This window comes from Mesorhizobium sp. M1E.F.Ca.ET.063.01.1.1, from assembly GCF_003998155.1.
Lineage (GTDB): Bacteria > Pseudomonadota > Alphaproteobacteria > Rhizobiales > Rhizobiaceae > Mesorhizobium.
Window position 1 is genome coordinate 1 of the sequence record NZ_RZSC01000076.1, and the last position, 15,662, is coordinate 15,662.

The following is a 15,662-nucleotide window of genomic DNA, read 5'->3' on the forward strand; positions in this document are numbered from 1 at the left end:
CCGAACTCGTTGACACCATCGACGATCAGAAAGACTGGCCGGTCGGAGCGCGCGACCGCGTGATAGAGCTTCGCCGGCGCGCTATCGGTGAGAAGCCCAACCTCCCTGCGCAGACACTCGGCCCACGAACCGGTGAAGTTCTTCGCGGCGATAAAGAAAGTCGGGTGTCCCGCCTCAGCAAGGCTTGCCGCGAGCCATTTCGCCATCAGGGACTTGCCGCAGCCGGACGGGCCACTGATGAAGCATCCCGCATCCGCCGCAACGGCATCCATCAGTCCTGCGCGTTGGTCCTCCGTCTCGGGGAGCCATGATTTTCCATCGCGTTCATATTCGGCCACGACGGCGGCGGCGTAGCCGCCAAGCAGATCGAGCTCCACACGCGCTTCTCGACCCGCTATGGCTTGATTCAAGGTCACCGGTCTTAGCTTGAGCGTGCGGGCGAACGCCTCCCAGTCCGCCAGTGACCAAGGTGATACCCCGACCGTTTTCAGTTGGCCCGGGAACAGATCGATGGTCGTGACAAGCGCCTTGAAATTGCCGGGCGTGACTACAGATCCTTTCGGGATCTGGCTGGTGAACACGACGTACCCATCCGGATAGAAGTTCCCCACCGGCTTGGCCGCCTGCATCGCATCGCGCACACCGTTCTTCGCACCAACCGCTTGCTGATAGGCGTTCGTGTAGTCTTTCCACTCGCCAGAGGCAGACAACCGCGTCCAGGTTCCGTTGACCTCACCGCGGATCGGAAGCCGACTGGTCTTCACCTCCACTATTGAAGCGGAGTCGGCCGTGGCGATTATGCAATCGATTTGACGATCTTCGAGTTCGATATTGGCGAGAACGATCGACGGGATCTTTTTCTCTTCGAGCCATGAAACTATAAATGACAAGAATTTTCGCTCCGACTCGTGCTCGATCGGCGCGCCAATGAAAATCTTTGTCTTGGTGGATTCCGTAGCCATGAGAACATCATAGCAGAGCGCTGAGTGTACCGCACCGATGCGGCGGAGGGCAGGCTCTCACCTTGCGCTAGGGCGCAATGGGTCGCCGCTCAGACAGAAATGCGGTATATGCATGTTCGCGGCTACCGCCTGACAGCAGGATAAGGATGTAAGACCTATTTGGCGGGGGTGATCAAGGCGCATAGAAGAGCATGTTCGTGCGAGCCTTCCTGCCTAGCCCCTAAGATGATCGTCGCGGAGGCCGATCGCGAAGGCGCGATGTCACCCACCTCGTCGCCCAGCGCATCACGGATTTCTCAGCCGAATACGCCAGCGTCGGCAGCCGGGATATGGCTTTTCCGATACCCACGGCTCCGGCAACCAGGTCAGGAATGACGGTTCGGTACCCGATCCGTAAGGGCTGGCGCCCAAAGGCCTGCGCACCCGAGATATCTATATTTCTGGCCTGCATATAGATACTATCAAAGTGAAGGCACGAAACTTCCATTGATCCGCTCGGGGGGGCGCACAAGCACATGGCCGACGTGGTCGAAGTAGAGTCGGCAAGCCCGGCTGCAACGGCATCGCCACCCCTGTCCACCCAAACCGTCTCAATCGACGCTCAATGCATCGGCGACCGTTGGGCGGCGCATGATGCAACGAGCCTGGCAAAGCTGATCGCTATAATTGCAATGGGCCAGGCGGCCTATGCCGCCTACATTCTCAGGGAACTCCTTCCGGCCGCCCCGGCCTTTTCGGACGCCGACTTGCGTCAAGAAGCACGGGTCAGGATGACCGTTCAGGACGATGCCAAAACGCCGCGAACTGGTTATCCCCGGTGGCAGCGCGACGGTTTCATCTTTGAAGCGATCTCCTGGATCGCCGCGCGGCAAGTCTATGGAGCCGAGGTGCTGCTGAAAGACCCGCATGTAAGCGCCACGTCTCAAGGTCTGGACGGCCTGATGATCGAGCTGGCCGACGACAAATCAAAAGTTGTGATGACGACGATTTTCGAGGACAAATGCACTGACGATCCCAGGGGTACGTTTCTCCAAAAAGTCATTCCTGCGTTCCTCGACCGCCACAAGAACAAGCGTTCCGCCGAGCTCGTCGCCACCGCATCCGCTCTGTTGCGCATGAGCGGCATCGATGAGGGTGCTTCCGCCAAGCTGGCGGCAAACGTCATGGATCGTAAGCAGCGGCGTTACCGAGCAGCCTTCGCGCTGCCCAAGGATCAGGACAGCCAGGCCGAGCGGGAGAAACTGTTCAAGGGATACGATGCACTCGATGGCCTCAGTCAGGACCGCCGCATCGGCGCCAGCTTGATTGTCGAAGGAAAGGTCCGCGACTGGTTTGATAGCCTTGCAGTGCAGGCGACCGCCTATCTCGACGAGCTAGAGGCGGAGGCTGCCTGATGTTCGATTCCGCCACGGCTCAGCTGCTCCGGTCGGCGCCCCCGGTTCCGGGCCTCGATCCGCAGAACATCCCGGCGCTGCTGACGAGGCACTATGCGAACCTGGTGTCTGCGCGATTGAGCGGCACAGGCGACGCAGCCAGCGATGGTGAAAGCGGATGGACGCTTGAACGAATCTCGGACACTTACGAACTGGTCACGTCGCTCCAGACCGAGGGCCCAGTACGCAGGGCAGCCGCCTTCGTCGCAGGAACAGCCCAGCAAATCCTCGCACGACGGCAAGCGGCCGCACCCGATGGTCCCGCGGTCGTCGCCAATATTGACAGGGACCGCCTCGATCCAACGATCGCCGCCGCCCTGCTGTTTCTTGCCGCAGAACAATATGCGGACGCCCACGAAGCGGCCTCGCACATCCTTCCCCGTCGCGATGGTCAAAGCTACGAGGGGACCATTCTGTCTGAGAATGTCGCCGACCTGGCTCGCGGCCAGCTCGACCGCATCTACGAGCGTGCGTCACGATGGCGGGCAAGGCGTCGAGAGATTGGCCTGGAAGAGCAAGCGCTCGCAGCACTGCTCGAGGCTCTCATTGTCGGCATCGAGATGCTTGCCGCACGCTTCCTCGGACTACCAACGCCGCAACCCGCCATTGGACGTTTCGATACGGCGCGCGCAGCCTTCGAGCGTGTGCTGCGGCTCTCCGCCGTCTTGGACGATCAATATGGCGATGTGCTCGGTAGCAACATCCTCAACACCTACGCAGGACCGCATCACCTGGCGTCGCTCCTGATCGCGGCCCATGACGGTATCGCCAGCGCCGCGCTCACGGACCTCTCCCCTCCCGGCGGAGCCGACGCAAAATTCTGGGGGAAATGGATCCGCGCGAGAGCAAATTTTTTCCCGTTCCTATGGCCGAACCACCGCGAGGCTATCGCAAAGGGTTTCCACGAGACCGGCAAGTCGGCCGTTGTGGTCCTTCCCACAGGAGCAGGCAAAACGACCGTCTCTTCACTTAAGCTGGCGGGCGCTCTCGCCCGGGGCAAAAAGGTCGTGTTTCTCGCGCCGACGCATGCTCTTGTTGAGCAGCTCACCGGCGATCTGCAGGAGATCTTCCCGCAGGAGCTCCTTGGCTCGGTCGTCTCCAGCGACTTCGATTTGCTCTTCGGGCTGGACGCGCAGCTCCGGGAAATCGAGGTGATGACGCCGGAGCGTTGCCTCGCGATGCTCTCCTTTGCGCCCGAAGCGTTCTCCGATGTGGGACTTCTGATCTTCGACGAATGCCATCTCTTGAGCCCTCAGTCAGGGAAGATTCGGCGTGCGCTCGACGGTATGCTCTGCGTCCTCGCATTCAATCACATCGTTCCCGACGCCGATCTGCTCTTCTTGTCGGCGATGCTCAAGAACGGTCCTGAATTCGCCGACTGGATCCATCAGCTTACCGGACGCGACTGCGTGTGCGTTGACCTCTTGTGGAAGCCGAGCCGGCAAGCACGGGGCGTGGTGATCTACAAAAACGGAGAGCTGGAAGACGCGAAGAAGGCCGCGATGGCCGCCCAGCTCGCTGAAAACACGAAAAAGGCGAAGAAGGCCAAGGGGCTTCGCGTCGTCGCGGAACAGCAACTCGTCGCGCACCCATGGGCCATCTGGGGGCTGCAACATAATTGGCTGCGCGAGAAGCGTGCTCACTGCATCATGACACAGGTGCTCGACGCTTCCGTCGCGCTTGCCGGCGATATCAAATATGGTTCGCTCCGGCTAAAGCCGAATGCCAATCACGTCGCCGCCAAGTTGGCCATCTCCGCCACTCGGAGCGGTCTGAAATCGATCGTGTTCGTAAACACGAAGAACGACGCGGTCACGGTCGCGGGCGAGATATCAGACGAACTAAACGAGAAAATCGACGTCACCGAGGCCGAGCAGGAGCGCTGGGACGCGCTCGAGGCCGAACTCGGCGGCCTCAAGCATTCCTTGCTCCCTCGACCCGCCATCGCCGTTCCGCATAACTCGGCCATGCTTCGCCTTGAGCGCGATCTCGCCGAACGGATGTTCAAACGGGCCAACGGCGCGAAGGTCATCGTCGCGACGCCGACACTCGCCCAAGGCCTCAACCTTCCCGCCCAGCTTGCGATCCTGGCTGGCGACAAGCGCGCTGACGCTGAACAAAAGGGGCGCGCCGACCTCGAAGCGCATGAGATTCTAAACGCTGCCGCTCGAGCCGGTCGAGCAGGTCATCTCGCCAATGGCGTCGTGCTGCTGATCCCCGAGCCAATCATCAGCTTCTCCGAAGGTGAGCCCTTGGGGTGGAAGGTTATCGAAAAGCTGAAGTCAATTCTGCCCGAAGACGATCGCTGCGTCGTGATCTCCGATCCGCTCGAGATCGTCCTGGACAGGCTCATGCAGGGCCAAACGATCGATCCCGACGTCCGCTATGTCGTCAATCGAATGGCAGCGCTTCGCGAAACAGAAGGAGCAGCTGAGCCCAACGTGCTATTCGATCTTCGAAAGTCGTTCGGGGCGTTTGCGGCGCGAAAGCGCCATGCCGAAGCGGAATTTGAAGCGAAGATCACCGATCTCAAGAAGGCGATCGCGCTGGATGCGCCAGGAGAGGTCGACAACACGATCGCAGAACTGGCCTCTCAGAGCGGGTTGTCGATGAACCTGCTTCTCCGGCTGCGAAAGAGAATCGCCGAAGGCGCAGGAAAGTTGCCCACGACCATCGACGGTTGGCTGGCCTGGACGATCGATTGGCTAACGGCTGATGACGATGCGCGCGATTCGCTACTCGGCGGCCTAAGCCGGTCGCTCATGGGATCATGCGGTCGAAAGCGCGACGCAGAACTCACCGCCGAAGAGTTGGCGCTCGTTCTCCCTGGCCTCGTGGCCTGGATCGGCGGCAAGCCCCTCTGCGAGGTCGAGCGCGCATTGGGTGGAGATCCCGATTCCGAGCACGACACGGAGAGGATGTGTCCAAGGGCGCGTGAGCTTGTCGGAACCGTCGTGCCTCGGGGTCTCTCGTTTATCATCGGACTGGTGTCCCATGTCGTCGAGAAGGTCGACCCATTTGACCAGCAGGAAGAGCTTGATCGACAAGTGATCGAATGTCTTGGCCCCGCCGTGCGCAAGGGGTACGATACGCCGGCGAAGGTCTTTCTCTCCAGCAATACGCCCGCTGTGCTCAGCCGGGTTCAACTTCACGCGTTGGCGTTAAGGCAAAAGGACTTGGAGGAGCGGCTAGCAGACTGACATCCTTGAACGGCTGCAAGCACGTCTTGTTTACAAGATCGCCGCCAATAAGCTGAGCGTCTGGAAACGGCCCGCTCCAGCCGTTGCTGACAATCACCGGAACTGCGGAATAGTGGGTCTATTGACGTCAAAAAGCACACGCGCCCTCTGTTTGGGAGTGTTGCGTATCGGCCAACGGTAGTTTGGCTCACCCAGCCACAAAAGCGATCCGAGTGCGTGCGGCCCCCATCGAGATGTTCGATACCCGTCATCTACTTTACTTAGCTGAAGGCCCATTCCGCGTCGGTCCGGCTGACCGTCTCTTCTTGCAGCCGTCCGCGAAGCTCATGCCAAGAAGCATCTGAAACAAAACTCCTCATGCTTCCGCTCGCTTCCGAGAGGGGGAGGTCGCCGAAGCGGTTGATGAGATCGCTGGTTCCGGCGGTACCTCCATTGCGCAACAGCCCGAAAGGTTCGTCATCGCACTCTATGACGCGATGTCCCCAAGCTCCGGGCACATCGTCGCTGGCCAGAGCGCGTCGAAGATCCGCATCAATGCCAGCGGCTTCGAGCGCTCGATGGACAACGTAACGCATCAGAGGAAAGTAGACCGGTTGGTGGCTGCCTCCGAGCGCGCGCACGCCGGGCAGGATCGACAGAACCAAAAACATCACGAGCAGGTTGGGAACAAGTGTGCGATCTGCCAGCCGCTCAATGATATGAGGGACCGCAAAGCGACCCACCTTCACTCCGGTCGCCTGGTTGATGAGTTCACCTGCTTCAAGGCGCAATGCCAGGCGCCTGCCGTTTTCGTAGAGCCAGAAAAAATCGGTGCCCCGGGCGAGCCAGCCACTCCAAGGTCCGTTGGCGAGCCTTTCAATTTCAGCAAGGATGGTCGAGGCGACCGTTGGGTTTTCCACCAATCTCGACCTGAGCCAGGAATTCTCCTCCGACAAATGGTCAGCCACCAAGTCGGCGACATCCTCGTCGTCGATCTGCAGGAAAGCAAAGTGATCTCCGAACAGTTTCGGCCATAGCCCGAGATTAGCTGCCTTGATGGCCTGTGACGGCCGCTCGAATTGACCCGTCGGCAGAAGGCTGCGAAGTAGGTTCAGTGGGTCTCCACCAGTCGCCGACTCCGCGGGCACCAGTTCGAATCGATAGGATCCTGGCCCGGTCAGCAGGTTATATCCGATCATACGGCTTCGGCTGAGGCCGAAGACGTTGAACGGCTTCCCGCCAACCGTCAGCCAGCCTGGGCCCTTGCGCGCCTTTTCAGCGAGGCTCACCGTCGAAACGGCGTAGGACAGGTAGGTCGAGCAGCCATTCGCCGCGAGGCCCACGAGGCTAAAGACATGCGTGTAAAACGCTTCCGGGGCCATAAGAAGGAGCAGATGAGGACCGGTCTGCAACACACGGAACTCGTCGAATTCTCTGCAGATTTTTGCGATGATTTCGACTGGCAATCCGTTTCGCTTGCCTGCCTTCTTGATTGCGTCAAGCAACTTCGTCAGAGCGTGCCGGCGGATGTCGGGGCTGACTTTGGTAGCAGGCGCCTCGAATAGGCGGGACGCATAGTCGCGGATCGGCCTGGAATAGTAAGGGCGAATCCACGGGTAGAGAGAAGCCAGCGTTTCGAGGATTGCCTGCTTCGCTTCGGGGCTTGCAGTTAGCTCGTCCACCTCACGCGTCATCCTTTTGCTTCGCGGCGCCGATGCTCAATGCAAGGACGCTGATGAGGAGCGTCACGCCGAAACCAAAGAGAACTGTCGATGGGGGTATGGCGTCTCCCAAAAAGCTCGCGATGGCGAAAATCAGCAACCCGAGCGCAACCGCGAGACTGTGCATGGCCCCCTTCGATCTGCCCAGTTTGTTACCAGATACCCGCGACTGCAATGTGACCTCGATGCTCACGCGGCCCATATTGTAGAGGAGTCCAAGGGCGACAAAGATCCCAAGTGTCCAAGGCGCCCGCAGATTCATCAGTGCCATCAGGGCGAGGGCGGTTGAGCCCAAAAGCACGAGATGTAGTGTATGAGCTGGTATCGTACGTGTCAGGCCAACCAGGAGAATTGGCCCGATCAACGAGCCGGCCGACCATGCAGCCTCGACGTGGCCGAAGTCCACAGCCGAGCCTTTGAGTTCCTCGAAAACAAAGCTTGAACCCATCACGCTGACCAGGACGGCCCCTCCATAGAGGAGCGCGTACACGACAAAGAGGCAGAATAGGCCCGGCTCAGCGTTGAGTGAGAAGCTTTCTGCCTCCCTGACACCGCTTGGGGCAGCGCCCAGCCGCATCGAGTACAGACTGCCCGCCGAGACAAGGAAGAAGACGGCAAGGATTGAAAAAACCACGGCAGGGGAGTGTCCGGCAAGGAGCGGACCTGCAAGCAAGGCTGCACCGAGACAGCCGCATTGCATAACGAAGAAAACAGTTGAGTTTGAGACCGCCAGGTCACGATCGCGCGCCACGATCGGAATTATTGCCTGCGAGGCGGTAAGCGCCAGCCGGTCGAAAAACGCGAATAGTCCCGCGGAAAGGCAAATTGTGAGAAGCGCATCCTGATGGAGAATCGCGCAAGCTGTCGCGAGCATGAGGGCAGAGCGAATGAGGTCCGCCGCTATGTTCAAGCGCCGCCGGTCAAGTCGGTCCGCCGCTTCCCCGATCAGACGGCTCGAAACGAGTTCGACCAGACTGATGGTCGCCAGCAAGGTAGCCACACCGGCGCTTCCGTGCCGTGTCGCCACGAGTATCCAAGCGGACGCCATGTAAAAGCCGTTTCTCCCGACCGCCGCCGATATCGTGCTGACCAGGAACCGCGTAAGGGCCCCGGGCGGGAGCGCTGGTGTACGGCCATGATAGATTCGAACTGCGTCTGACATGTGCGGGCGCATCCATCTTATGGCCGCCCCTCATACTGTCTTCCACAAAGCCCGCTTTGCTATGATCTCGGGCTTTTCAAATCCTTGCTAAAATCAGCCAGCCGGCGGTCTACATCCCGCATCGGCGCCGAAATTCTATAGGATTCGTGCCGAAGGCTCGCTTGAAGGCAATCGTGAAATGGCTGGAATTGGCGAAGCCGCATTCCAACGCGATCTCGGTGGCCGATAAATTCGTGGACCGGAGCAATTGCGCGGACTGCTCCAGTCGGCGCTTTACAATGAACGCATGCGGGGTCATTCCCGTCGACTGCTTGAACGCCCTGCTGAAATGAAACCGGCTGATGCCAAGCTCCTTTGCGAGGTCAGCCAGAGTAGGCCTGCCGTCCGACAATGACTCAATCATTCCCACCACGCGTTTGAGATCGAAAGCCGAAAGCCCCCCTTTTGCCGGTTGATGGTAGGTCCGGTTCAATCTGATCATTTGCACGAACAGTTGTGCCACCTGGCTCTCCACCATGGTCACGCTGATCGGATCGGGATACTGGAGCTCGGCGGCAATGCTTTGCAGAGCCACTTCCATGGTGCTGTCACGAAATCCGATACACGCTGGCAGTTCTGCCGGCCGGTAGGATGCTATTTCCCCCAAGGCCTGATCTACAAATTCCTTTTCGATCGACACCAGCAGGAAGGAAGCTCTTGAATCGCCCTCGTCCCAGCCGGTCCACTCGGTCTCGGCCGGGATATAGATGATTGAGCCGGGGCGGCGCACCGAAAAGGAAACCCGGCGCCTATCGATGAAGTCCTCTCCACGCCGAGCTGCGCCCCTCAGGTTCATCAAGAAGATATGCCGAGGGTGAACAATACTTGTTTCCTGCCGTTCCAGGCCGGTCCGCCTTATTAAGTCCGCTCTTATATTGCCCCAGCTCTCATATTGATGGGTCAATGTCTGGTGCTTCGATCGTCGTATCGTATTTGAGTCGAGGCAAAAAATATCCGCCAACGACAGAACTCCTTACTGTGGATGCCGTCCCTTTTTTGCCTAACCTATGGTTGCTGGACAATTCACAAATAATCTTAGGTTGGTAAATCATGTGGCTTTGATGAAAAAACAGCAGCTTGACGAAAGCCTGCTCCGCGGTGCCCGTTTATCCATTGCCTTCTGTCCTATATTCGACATTGGAAATATTAATAGCGTCTAATATGTATTTCCCTGTCGAGTTTTAGGCGTCTCACCGATTAGCGGTTGTAGGAGGCGTAGCGATGCGGGGACTCGACGATTTCCTGGCCGAATGCGACCACGGTCCACGAATTAACGAACTTACAGGCTTCTTCGCCTCGACCGCCGCAGGCGAGAGCGGGATGCCAATCCGCAGGCCCGTCGTGGACCCACGGCTTCTTCCAAGCAATAGGCTCCTGCGAAAGCTCGTCGACCTGCATGCGGCTCGACAGGGATTCTTCGACCGACACTATCACGGCAGCATTCCCTATAGATTGGAGGAGGAGTGCCGGATGGCCTATGCGGTGCTGAAATATGCGCGGCATCGTAGCGAACCGCTTTCGCTATACAGCCTGGGGACGGCCGAGGGCACGATGGCGCGTACCCTGTCGGAGTTGTCCGAGGGGCAGATACGCAGCCTGTCGTGTAGTCCCAACGCCGAAAACTACAAATGCTTCATGGCGTATGGGGAACCGCCGGCCGCCGAGTTCTTCATTGGCCCGTTCCATCGATTGACCAAAGACGTCCTCGCTTCAGATGCCCGGCTCGCAAAATTCGCGACGGGATTCGATGTGATTTTAGAGGACACCACCTTCCAGATGTATTCGCCGAACAGAGCGAGGCAGGTTGAATTTGTGGTCCAGCACCTGAAGGAGGGCGGCATTTTCGTCTTCGTTGAAAAATTCCGAGCTGTTGACGACAACGACTACATCCGCCGCGAGCACCAGAAGGATTTTGGCTTCAAGGCACGGTACTTCCCGCAGAACGAAATCGAGAAAAAGAAGGCTTCCGTCCTCGCGACGATGTTCAATAATGAGGTGACGCTGGAAGCGATGTCCCACGCGGTAGGCGCCCATTTCAAACACTGCGTCATGACCTGGAACAGCGGAAATTTCTGCAGCCTCGCGGCGAGCAACAGCCGGTCAAATCTCGACAGGTATCTTTCGCACATGGAAGCGCCTGCAATCCCACACGAGTATGTCTACGAATCGAGTTTATCGCAGCCTTGCGAGCGTTTCGGCCGCCGAGCAAACGCTCTTCGTGTCGAAACGCAAACTCACGGACCTGCTTGATCGCAATCCCGCCGACGAACGGATTTGAAATTGCGCCGGAATGGACAAGATCAGTGACATCGGTAAATCGACGCGAAATGGCAATGCACTGAGGCTGCTGGCTTATGTCTTCGCAGCCAGCGATCACGGCAGCCTGCGGCAGGCAGCAAGAGCCCTGAGAGTCCGAGAGTCTTCGGTAAGCCGCAACGTCGTCAAGCTCGAGCAGCTTTTGGAAATGCAACTGTTCGAGCGTGACGTTCGCGGCGTTCGCCTAACCAAGACAGGCCGAGCGTGGGCAGATGTTGCTCGAACTCACTACGACGGGTTGTTGGACGTTCTCACAAAGCATGTTGGCGAAAACCATGATGCGAAGACCCTTCGGATTGGGTTGTGCCGGGTGACCGGGGGGAAATTCCTAGAGCGTCTTGTCCGTCGTTTCGCCGGCCTCTATCCCGGCGTGAACCTCATCATACAAGATGTCCCAGCCGCACAATGCTTGACAGCCGTGCGGCAACGGCGCCTCGATATTGCGTTCATGCACGACCTCGGGTCCGTCACGTCATGCCGCAGCGAAGTATTCTGGAAGGAGCGGCTTTTCGTTCTTTTGCCGTCAACTCACCCATTGGCCGGAAGGGAGACTGTCACGTGGTCCGACCTGGCAGGCTCGCGAGTGCTTGCCTCGGTGGGATCGGAAGGATCGACGCTGGATCTGCAACTGCTTGAACGGGTCGGCGTTGACGGCAGCCCTCTCGTCGAGGCGTGTCCGTCCAGCCGGGCTACGGTCATTTTCAAGGTACAGCTTGGGCAGGGCATCATGCTGGCAGTGGAAAGCTATGCTAGGAATGTCGGCATCGATTCCGCGACGTGGAAACCCCTTCAAGGGCAAGATAGCGTCATCCCGGTCTGTGGCGTTTGGCTGGAATCGAACCCAAATCGCGCCGTCTTACGGTTAGCCGGGATTGCAAGAAACATGACGGCTGCCCAAGTCGGGACAAAGCCCAGCCCCTGAACCCCGCTGCGACTTCCTGCGTGCCGTCACAGATACGCCTCCCAAGCGCAGTCCATGGATCCAGATACGCTGGATTTCCCTCGCGACTGATAGATTGCTTCTAGGCAACCTAGTACGCGCCAGCCGGGTCGGCTCAACTTGGCATATTCGTGGGCAAAGCTATTCTCATCGCAAACAACCATTCGGCGCTCCTCGCCGGGGCCGTCGATCCGGCGTCCCGCCAGTGGCGGCGCTATGCTGACGCTCCTACGGCTGCCCTCTTAACCGGTCTCGTCGCCGCAGTCTGTCACGCGTCCCAGCCCTGGAGGCCGGCGCAAGTGCTAACGCTCCTACGACGGCTTTCCTGAGGTCGATCCGGTCGTTGAAAGGCAGCGCAAGGCACCGGTCATGGTCGGCGAGGTGCCAAGCCCAACCAATCCGCCGTCCGGTTGCTGGTTCCGGACGCGCTGCCCCTTGGTGATCGACGAATGCAAACAGCAGACCCCGCCGGCCAATAAGCTCCCCAGGGCACACTTCGGCATGCGTGTTCGCTAAGGATCTCCATCGTGGGAAGCGCTCTGCGCTCATTGCACCGCCCGAAGTCAATGCCGCGTGATTGCGCTTCAGGCCTATCAGCTCGGCCGTTCCGGACACGAGGCGTAAAATCTCTTGGTGCGCTCGTCACAACGGACTGGACATTGTGAAACTGGATTAGTTCGAGGCTCTTGATTGCGGCGTCCATCAGCGCCGGCGGTCGGCCAAGCATCCTCGAAAGGCTGGAGCCACTGGCGGGATGGTGGTCGACATCAGCTCGGCGGTCTGACCTACTAGACTAGTTCGTGATAGAGCGTGACGATGACCTCGTGCTGTTTCCAAATCATCAGCGCGCCGCTCACAGCCATCAGCACCACGACGGCCGTGCGGAATTGGCGCCCACTCATCCGCTCAAGCATGGGCTCTGCCGCAAAAGTCGAGACCGCCGCGCCAACCCCGGTCGCCAAGCCAAAGGCAAGGGCGTGCTCGCCGAACACTCCAAGACCGGTAAAGACCGCAATCTTGACCACATCCGTCGCGAAGGAACTCACCGACTTCGTCGCTACCAACGTCTCCTTGCTGGAGCCATAGTTCAGGTAAAGCGAGTTCAGTACAGGGCCGACCGTGCCCATCAGCGCCGAGAGCAGGGACACGAGGAGCCCGGCGGGAAGAAACCACCAACGTCGGGCCCGATAGCTGCGCTTGCGCGCGCCGCCGCGGAACTCCCAGACCGCGCCGATCAGATAAAGTCCAATGAAGATCTGCAGCCACTCGGCGCGCGCGTTGGCGAACAGCCAGGCGCCCACTGCCGCGCCGGCGATGGCTCCAGGCAAATACCAGCGCAAGATGCTCCAATCGACATCGCGGCGAAACGCCAGTATCCGAACCGGGTTTGCCATGAGCTCGGTGACCGTAATTATCGGAGCGACGGCGGCACTGCCGGTGAGGAACGTGACCGCCGGGATCAGCAGCAGACCGCCGCCGCCCGCCGACAGCGTGTTAAGGGTCCAGGCCAGAAAGCCTGCGCTGCAGAGCAGTCCCAGTTGCAGCCAGTCCATCGGGCAGAAAACGTGCCTGCGCTAAGCCAGTTCCCAATCAAGGGTTCGAGCCGCGAACGCCGACCCAGTTGGGCGTCACGATCTCAGCGGCCTCAATCGTTTAGCCGCTCCGCGGGAGAAAACTGTGGTCCCTGGCCGGCGGTAATAGGCTCAGGTCCGCACTCTCAGTGCCCGTTCCAGCCTGTCGGCAATCTGGGTGACGATATAGGCAATCACCATGTAGATCACCACGGCGATTACGAAGGCTTCGAGGTAGTAGTAGTTCAGCGCGGCGGTCAGCTGCGACTGGGCGAAGATATCGACGACCTCGATGGCGAACCCGAGGGAAAGCGCCTTCATGATGACCATCATCGAGGTCGTCAGGTCCGGAATTGCCGTAAGGGCCACCTGGGGAAATAGAATCCGTCGGAACAGTTGGCCGTCTGTATAACCCAGCGAATGGCCGGCGTCCGACTGACCGGTGTCGAAGGCGTTCAGGGCCCCCTTGATAATTTCCGATTGGAACGCGGCGACACAGCCGGTAATCGCAACGACAAGGATGACCCAGTTCGGGGTATTGTGTGCGTTGAAGTCAGTCCCGAGTAGCGAGAACAGGAACTGGAATGCCGGCGGCAGACCGAAATAGGCGAGGAAAATCACGATGACCATCGGAACGCCCTTAAAGACGATCTTGTAGGACATGATGACCTCTCGCAGCACCGGCACTCTTCTGTATTCGATCAGTGCAAAAATGCTGCCGACTATCGTCGACAGGACGAAAATCAAGATCGCCATTCCAACCGTCACGGGAACGGCGCCCAGAATTTCCTGCGTGTCCTGGAGCAGAATATCAGTATCAAACATTGTCGAATCCTTCTGCGTCACACGCTCGCGACGGCCGCGTTCTTGATCTGAGCGGTTGTCGTCACCACTGGCGCCTGCATCGGCGAGCGAAGCTCGAAGAAGCGCACGATAAGCCACGCGACGAGGCACATCAGGGAATAGATCACGGCCAGGACGAGGTAGGTTTGGAACTGGTACTGGTTATAGTCACGCTCCATGATCAAGTGAGCGGTCGCCATCACGTCCGCCGCCCCGATATACATGACCAGCGCAACGTTATGGATCAGGTAGATGATGGAGTTCCCGTAGCCCGGCAAGGCGAAGTGCACCGCTTGCGGGCCGACGACGCGAGCGATCTTCTGGCGGAAAGTGTATCCCAGACTGTCGGCCGCATCATGCTGGCCGCGATCGACGGCCAGATATGCGGGCCGCATGACTTCCGACAAATACCCTCCGTGATAAAAGCTCAGTCCCACCATCGCAGCGATCGTCGGCGAGAAGAAATCCTCCGAGCCGAACAGGGCCACCAACAAGGGAAGCCCATAGAAGGCGACGAACAACTGGAGGACGACGGGAACACTCCGGGCATACGACACGTAGAGGTCGACTAGATGACTTACCACCGGTATCCGGTGAACCCGGAGTGTTGTCGCGATGAGAGCCAGGCAAAAGCCGACTATCATCGCCGTAAACGTGATGGCGAGTGTCAGCGGCAACGCCGAAAGCAACTCGGGGATCATAGCAGAGACATCCACCTTGAAACGCTCCTTCCTGCAATGCAGCCTTTGCCGCTGATGAACAATATGGCCGTCGACGGCCGTGCTATTTCATGTACTGGACGATGCCTTCGCCGAACCATTTCTGCGAGAGCTTCTCGATCGTGCCGTCGTCCTTCAATTCCTTGAGAACCTTGTTCACATCGTCGGCCAAAACCTTGTTCTCATCTGATCTATGAATCAGCATGTAAGTGTTGTTGGTGGAGACCGGATCGGACGCCACGATGTCGAGCTTCTTTTCCTCGATCACCGTCTGCTCGCCCAAGTTCGAAGGCAGGACCAGCGCGTCGAACTTGCCGGTCTCCACTTCGTCCAAGCGGTTAGGATAGGGGATGCCGGCGCTCGATGCCGTAACATCAAGCTTGTACTGAGGGTTCTCCTTCTGCCAGTTCATGATGAACTTGTAGGTTCCGCCGCCGGCGGTCGTCGGAACGATCCTCTTGCCGACCAGGTCTTTCATTTCCTTGATGCCGCTGCCTTTTTTGCTGTAGATCTTCATCAGGCTGGCGCCCATGGGGTTTTCCGGGATGAGGAACTGCTTGGCGCGCTCGGGCGACTTGTAGTAGCCACCAACCGCGATGTCGTACTTGCCTGTGGCGAGGCCGGTTTCCTGCGCGATATCCGAGACACCTTCCATCTCGAACTTGTACTGCGGCAGCTTGGCGTTGATCGCCCGCAGGAGATCCGGTTCATAGCCTTGCGGTTCGACGCCGATCGCACCCCACGCCAGCGGCTTAGATTCCGCCGACGTGGCGATCT

At 59.0% G+C, this 15,662-nt stretch carries 13 protein-coding genes; 5 read left to right on the forward strand and 8 right to left on the reverse strand.

Features of this window, described 5'->3' with window-relative positions; translation table 11 throughout:
* On the reverse strand, nucleotides 1–962 hold a 962-nt coding region (locus EOA29_RS08995), incomplete at its 3' end, for an NERD domain-containing protein (protein WP_189478852.1).
* 515 nt (nucleotides 963–1,477) lie between these two features.
* Between EOA29_RS08995 and EOA29_RS09005 the strand changes: the two genes are divergently transcribed.
* Together EOA29_RS09005 and EOA29_RS09010 are read left to right on the forward strand one after the other, a co-directional pair.
* A complete protein-coding gene (locus EOA29_RS09005; RefSeq protein WP_127220783.1) occupies nucleotides 1,478–2,356 on the forward strand; it encodes a hypothetical protein in 879 nt (292 codons plus the stop codon).
* Entirely contained in the window at nucleotides 2,356–5,595 is a 3,240-nt protein-coding gene (locus tag EOA29_RS09010) for a DEAD/DEAH box helicase (RefSeq protein WP_127220784.1), read from the forward strand. Before EOA29_RS09005 ends, EOA29_RS09010 begins: the two co-directional genes overlap by 1 nt.
* Nucleotides 5,596–5,855: 260 nt before the next feature.
* Here EOA29_RS09010 and EOA29_RS09015 read toward each other — a convergent pair whose 3' ends face one another.
* The 3 genes from EOA29_RS09015 to EOA29_RS09025 all read right to left on the reverse strand — a co-directional run bounded on the left by EOA29_RS09015 (nucleotide 5,856) and on the right by EOA29_RS09025 (nucleotide 9,292).
* Nucleotides 5,856–7,268, reverse strand: coding sequence for a hypothetical protein (locus EOA29_RS09015; RefSeq protein ID WP_127220785.1), 1,413 nt, complete (start codon nucleotides 7,266–7,268; stop codon nucleotides 5,856–5,858).
* Complete coding sequence (locus tag EOA29_RS09020; RefSeq protein WP_127220786.1) at nucleotides 7,258–8,469, reverse strand: MFS transporter; 1,212 nt, start codon at nucleotides 8,467–8,469, stop codon at nucleotides 7,258–7,260. Before EOA29_RS09020 ends, EOA29_RS09015 begins: the two co-directional genes overlap by 11 nt.
* 97 nt (nucleotides 8,470–8,566) lie before the next feature.
* Nucleotides 8,567–9,292 (reverse strand): AraC family transcriptional regulator, encoded by a 726-nt coding sequence (locus EOA29_RS09025; RefSeq protein WP_245468442.1) that lies wholly within the window; start codon nucleotides 9,290–9,292, stop codon nucleotides 8,567–8,569.
* Nucleotides 9,293–9,717: 425 nt separating this feature from the next.
* Here EOA29_RS09025 and EOA29_RS42900 point away from each other — a divergent pair, with 425 nt between their 5' ends.
* From EOA29_RS42900 to EOA29_RS09040, 3 genes are all read left to right on the forward strand, one after another.
* Entirely contained in the window at nucleotides 9,718–10,746 is a 1,029-nt protein-coding gene (locus EOA29_RS42900; RefSeq protein WP_245468443.1) for a class I SAM-dependent methyltransferase, read from the forward strand.
* Between the two features lie 40 nt (nucleotides 10,747–10,786).
* On the forward strand, nucleotides 10,787–11,734 hold the full coding sequence (locus EOA29_RS09035; RefSeq protein ID WP_127220787.1) for a LysR family transcriptional regulator: 948 nt from the start codon (nucleotides 10,787–10,789) through the stop codon (nucleotides 11,732–11,734).
* A 387-nt stretch (nucleotides 11,735–12,121) separates the two neighbouring features.
* Nucleotides 12,122–12,268, forward strand: a complete 147-nt coding sequence (locus tag EOA29_RS09040; RefSeq protein ID WP_127220788.1) for an oligopeptide/dipeptide ABC transporter ATP-binding protein — start codon at nucleotides 12,122–12,124, stop codon at nucleotides 12,266–12,268.
* A 272-nt stretch (nucleotides 12,269–12,540) separates the two neighbouring features.
* Here the strand turns inward: EOA29_RS09040 and EOA29_RS09045 are convergent, their stop codons facing one another.
* From EOA29_RS09045 to EOA29_RS09060, 4 genes are all read right to left on the reverse strand, one after another.
* Entirely contained in the window at nucleotides 12,541–13,305 is a 765-nt protein-coding gene (locus EOA29_RS09045; RefSeq protein ID WP_127220789.1) for a sulfite exporter TauE/SafE family protein, read from the reverse strand.
* A gap of 150 nt (nucleotides 13,306–13,455) precedes the next feature.
* The gene (locus EOA29_RS09050; RefSeq protein WP_127220790.1) at nucleotides 13,456–14,148 is read right to left on the reverse strand and encodes an amino acid ABC transporter permease; all 693 of its coding nucleotides are present in this window, start codon (nucleotides 14,146–14,148) and stop codon (nucleotides 13,456–13,458) included.
* A gap of 17 nt (nucleotides 14,149–14,165) precedes the next feature.
* Nucleotides 14,166–14,882 (reverse strand): amino acid ABC transporter permease, encoded by a 717-nt coding sequence (locus tag EOA29_RS09055; protein ID WP_127220791.1) that lies wholly within the window; start codon nucleotides 14,880–14,882, stop codon nucleotides 14,166–14,168.
* A gap of 67 nt (nucleotides 14,883–14,949) precedes the next feature.
* Nucleotides 14,950–15,662: transporter substrate-binding domain-containing protein (locus EOA29_RS09060; RefSeq protein WP_127220792.1), on the reverse strand; the 713-nt coding region annotated here is incomplete at its 5' end.